This window comes from Bradyrhizobium sp. YR681 (assembly GCF_000282615.1).
Lineage (GTDB): Bacteria > Pseudomonadota > Alphaproteobacteria > Rhizobiales > Xanthobacteraceae > Bradyrhizobium.
This window is the reverse complement of sequence record NZ_AKIY01000148.1, coordinates 1-4,634: the sequence shown is the minus strand read 5'-3', so window position 1 is coordinate 4,634 and position 4,634 is coordinate 1. Positions and strand designations below refer to the sequence as shown.

General features: G+C 65.4%; 3 protein-coding genes. 1 reads left to right on the top strand and 2 read right to left on the bottom strand.

The window, feature by feature from the left end; all coding sequences use genetic code 11:
• Together PMI42_RS12525 and PMI42_RS12520 are read right to left on the bottom strand one after the other, a co-directional pair.
• Window positions 1-1,889, bottom strand: a 1,889-nt coding sequence (locus tag PMI42_RS12525; protein ID WP_008134436.1) for an acetyl-CoA carboxylase biotin carboxylase subunit, incomplete at its 3' end; no start/stop codon positions are given.
• A 166-nt stretch (window positions 1,890-2,055) separates the two neighbouring features.
• A complete protein-coding gene (locus PMI42_RS12520) occupies window positions 2,056-3,192 on the bottom strand; it encodes a zinc-binding metallopeptidase family protein (protein ID WP_008134434.1) in 1,137 nt (378 codons plus the stop codon).
• Between the two features lie 220 nt (window positions 3,193-3,412).
• Here PMI42_RS12520 and PMI42_RS12515 point away from each other — a divergent pair.
• Window positions 3,413-4,634, top strand: a 1,222-nt coding sequence (locus PMI42_RS12515) for a PAS domain S-box protein (protein ID WP_008134431.1), incomplete at its 3' end; no start/stop codon positions are given.

Below are 4,634 nucleotides of genomic sequence, written 5' to 3'. Positions count from 1 at the left end.
AGCGTCTCGCCGGCCTTGACCTCCTGCCCCTCGGTCACCGCGATCGAGACGATCAGGCCGGGCATCGGACAGAGCAGCTTCTTGCCGGTGTCGGAGGCTGTGGTCACGGGCATCAGCCGCGCGGAGGCCGCTTCCGCTTCGGTCCAGACATAGACCGGCACCTCGACGCCCTGATGCGCCAGGCGGATGCCGTTGGGAACCGGCCGTGCCTGCACCGCGACGACATGGCCATCGATGGTGCCCTGCCAGACCGGATCGCCCGGCTTCCACGCCGACTGCAACAGATGCGCGTTGCCGACCTTGCCGTCGGCATCGACGAAGCGGATCGCGATGGCATCGCCCTCACGGGCGACCTCGAGCAAAATCTCCTGGCGGTCGAGCCAGACCGCGCGGCGGCGCTCGCGCTGCACGACGCGGCCGGCCATCTGGCCGGAGATCTGCCGCTTGCGCTCACCGAGCACGTGGTCGATGGCGGCGCCGACCGCCGCAATGCGACGCGCGACCTCGCCTTCGGGCACGCGCACGGCAAAGCCCTTGGGGAATTCCTCGGCGATGAAGCCGGTCGAAAGCCGGCCCTCGCGCCAGCGCGGATGATGCATCAGCGCCGACAGGAACGGGATGTTGTGCCTGATGCCGTCGACATAGAACGAGTCGAGCGCGGTGGCCTGCGCCTCGATCGCGGCCGCGCGCGACGGCGCGTGCGTGACGAGTTTTGCGATCATCGGATCGTAGTGGATCGAGATCTCGCCGCCCTCCTGCACGCCGGTGTCGTTGCGCACGGTGATGCCGTCCTGGCTCACTTCGGCCGGCGGGCGGTATTTCACCAGACGACCGATCGAGGGCAGGAAGTTGCGGAACGGGTCTTCGGCGTAGAGGCGAGATTCCACGGCCCAGCCCTTGAGCGTGACGTCCTTCTGCGCAAGCGCGAGCTTCTCGCCGGCGGCAACGCGCAGCATCTGCTCGACGAGGTCGACGCCGGTGACAAGCTCGGTGACGGGATGCTCGACCTGGAGGCGCGTGTTCATCTCCAGGAAAAAGAAGCTCTTGTCCTGGCCTGCGACGAACTCGACGGTGCCGGCGGAATCGTAGTTCACGGCCTTGGCCAGCGCGACCGCCTGCTCGCCCATCTTGCGGCGGGTGGCCTCGTCGAGCAGCGGCGACGGCGCCTCCTCGATGACCTTCTGGTTGCGGCGCTGGATCGAGCATTCGCGCTCGCCGAGATAGATCACGTTGCCGTGCTTGTCGCCGAGAACCTGGATCTCGATGTGGCGGGGATCGACGATGAACTTCTCGACGAAGACGCGGTCGTCGCCGAACGAGGCTTTCGCCTCCGCCTTGGCGAGGTTGAAGCCTTCGGCGACTTCGTTCTTGGAATGGGCAATGCGCATGCCCTTGCCGCCGCCGCCGGCTGAGGCCTTGATCATCACGGGATAGCCGATCTCGTCGGCGATCTTGACCGCGTGCTTGTCGTCCTCGATGACGCCGAGATAGCCCGGCACGGTCGAGACTTTTGCTTTCGCAGCCGCTTTCTTGGATTCGATCTTGTCGCCCATCGCGGCGATCGCTCCCGGGTTCGGGCCGATGAAGACGATGCCGGCGGCCTCCAGCGCGCGCGGAAATGCCTCGCGCTCGGACAGGAAGCCGTAGCCGGGATGCACGGCCTCGGCCCCCGTCTTGCGGCAGGCCTCGACGATCTTCTCGATCACCAGATAGCTCTCGGCCGCGGCGGGCGGGCCGATCAGCACGGCCTCGTCGGCCATCTCGACATGGAGGGCATCGCGGTCGGCCTCGGAATAGACCGCAACCGTCTGAATTCCCATGCGGCGAGCGGTCTTGATGACCCGGCAGGCGATTTCGCCGCGATTGGCGATCAGGATCTTCTTGAACATGCTTTTCTTGAGTCTCGACCTTGGGCGGGACCCTTCCCCTGGCCGTTGGGGCCTGCGGGACGGGCCGTATGGCCCCCGTGGTACATCAAAATGGGCCGGAGGCAACGGTCTAAATCCGCGCCCCTCTGGCGTACCAGCGCAAGACCGCAACAGGCTCCGGGACGCCCTACAGCCTCCCGGCCCCGGACTCGGTCTTGGACTCGGTCTTGGACTCGGTCTTGACCTTGGCCTCCGCCTTGGATTCGGCCTTGGCCACGTCCCGGACCAGGCCGTGGATGAAGCCGAGTTTGGCAACCACCGCGGACGACAGGATGAAGGGATAGAGGTCGCGGGCGCCCATGGCGCGGTTGACGCTGTTCATGGCGAAGGTGAAGGGCAGCCATGCGTCGACGATCGCCTGAACGTCCCGTGCCTCGTAGGGGTTGAACCGGATCCGCGTCGACAACTCTCCGTCGCGGTCGACCCGCGGCCGCACCTCCAGGCCGAACTCGCTGGCCATCTCCAGGGTGTCGACGATGTGGAGATAATGGGCCCAGGTCTCGGCAAAATCCTCCCAGGGATGGGTCGTGGCGTAGGCCGAGACGTAGCTCTGCTGCCAGTCCGGCGGCGCGCCTTCCGTGTAATGACGCTGCAAGGCCTGGCCGTAATCGGTGGAATCGTCACCGAAGACCGCGCGGCATTCGTCCAGCTTGCCGCCGTCGCGGACCAGCACATCCCAGAAATAATGGCCGACCTCGTGGCGGAAATGCCCGAGCAACGTCCTGTAGGGCTCGCCCATCTCCAGCCGTCGCCGCTCGCGCTCGATGTCGTCGGCTTCGGTGAGCGCGATGGTGATCAGGCCGTTGTCGTGGCCGGTCAGGATCTTCTGGCCGCTGTTCGGATCGTCGGCGAGGAAGTTGAAGATCAGGCCGTGCTCGGCGTTCTCCTGCCGGGTCTGGAGTGGCAGCTTCCAGCGGATCAGGGAATAGAACAGACGGTGTTTCGCCACCTCCAGCTCGCGCCAGCCGGCGAGCTGAACCGGATCGGAGAGATCGGGCACGATGCCGTTGTGGCGGCAGGCGCGGCAATAGCCGGTGGTATCGCTTACATCCGTCAGCCAGTTGCAGGCATCGTACTCGGCATTGCGACACAGCATCCGTCCCCTGCCCTTGTCGGCGAGCGTGGCCCAGCCCTCCCCGTCGGGCTCGAGTGCCGACATCGTCTCCTTCTCCGGGAGGAAGGCGACCCGATGGCCGCAGCGTTCGCAGGCGCGGTTCTCGAAGTAGAGGACATTGCCACAGGACTGGCAGACAAACAGTTTCAAGATTTAGCCTCTTCGGAAAGGGAGTTTTATCAATGAGAGTTGTGGCGCCTCGCAAAGACGCGTCCGCAGACGCATCGTTCCAATATCAGGAACAAATAGCCAGCCCCGCCGTTATTTTACCGGACTTTTCCGCATTCAGGCCGCCCCGGCCCTTTCCGATAATTGATCCCCTTTGAGCAATGGCTATCACGCTTTGTCTGTGTGAATATCGGTCCGGCACGTGCGCACACGCATCACAACGGCCGAAGCCTTGAACGATCCCTTGCCAGAGACCATCGCCGCCGAACGGCTGCGCCAGCACCTCGAAGACGTCGCGCGCGAGCGCGACAATGCCTATCGCGCGCTGCAGGAGCGCGAGGCCGAGCTTGCGCGCATCCAGCGCATCGGCAAGGTCGGCGGCCTCGAGGTCGACTTCCGCGAGGGCTTCAAGAACCGCCGCTCGCCGGAATATTTGATGCTCCACGGCCTTCCGGCGGAAGCGGCCGACGAGTCGCACGAGGCCTGGGTCAACCGCATCCATCCTGATGACCGCGAGACGACCGTCAAGCACTTCATCGACGCGCTTGCCGGGACCAGCGAGGATTACACCGCCGAATACCGCATCATCCGCCCCAGCGACGGCGAGACCCGCTGGATCCGCGTCGTCGCCAAGATCGAGCGCGACCATGACGGCCGCGCCATCCGCCTCGTCGGCGCCCATATCGACATCACGAACCAGGCAGTCGCGCGCGAGACGCTGCGCGAGAGCGAGGAGCGGTTTCGGCTGATCGCGGACAGCGCACCGGTGCCGATCTGGGTGACGAAACTCGACCGCAAGCGGTCCTTCGCCAACCAGGCCTATGTCGACTTCGTCGGCCTGCCCTACGAGGAGGCGATCGATTTCGACTGGCGCAAGGTGCTGCATCCGGACGACCTGCCGCATGTGCTGCAGCAATCCGTCCAAGGTGAAGCCTCGCTCAAACCCTTCGTGCTGGAAGCGCGCTACAAGAACGCCGGCGGCGAATGGCGCTGGCTGCGCTCGGAATCGCAGCCGCGGTGGGATCCGACCGGCAAGCATATCGGCTTCATCGGCGTCGCCCACGACATCACGGTCGCAAAGCAGGCCGAGATCGAGCTGCGGCAGCTCAACGAAACGCTGGAAGAGCGCATCGCCGAGCGCACCGCCGAGCTCGAATCCAACGAGGCCCGGCTGCGCGCGATTTTGGAGACCAGCAACCAGTATCAGGGTCTGGTCAATCTCAGCGGCGCGTTGCTTTACGCCAACAAGACCGCGCTCGCCGGCATCCGGGCCGATGCGCGCGACGTCATCGGCAAGCCGTTCTGGGACACACCCTGGTTCAGCACCACCGAAGGCATGAACGCCGTCGTGCGCGAGGCCTTCGAGACCGTGCTGAGGGGCGAAGCGGTGCGGATGGAGATGCGGCTGCGCCTGCCGATCGGCG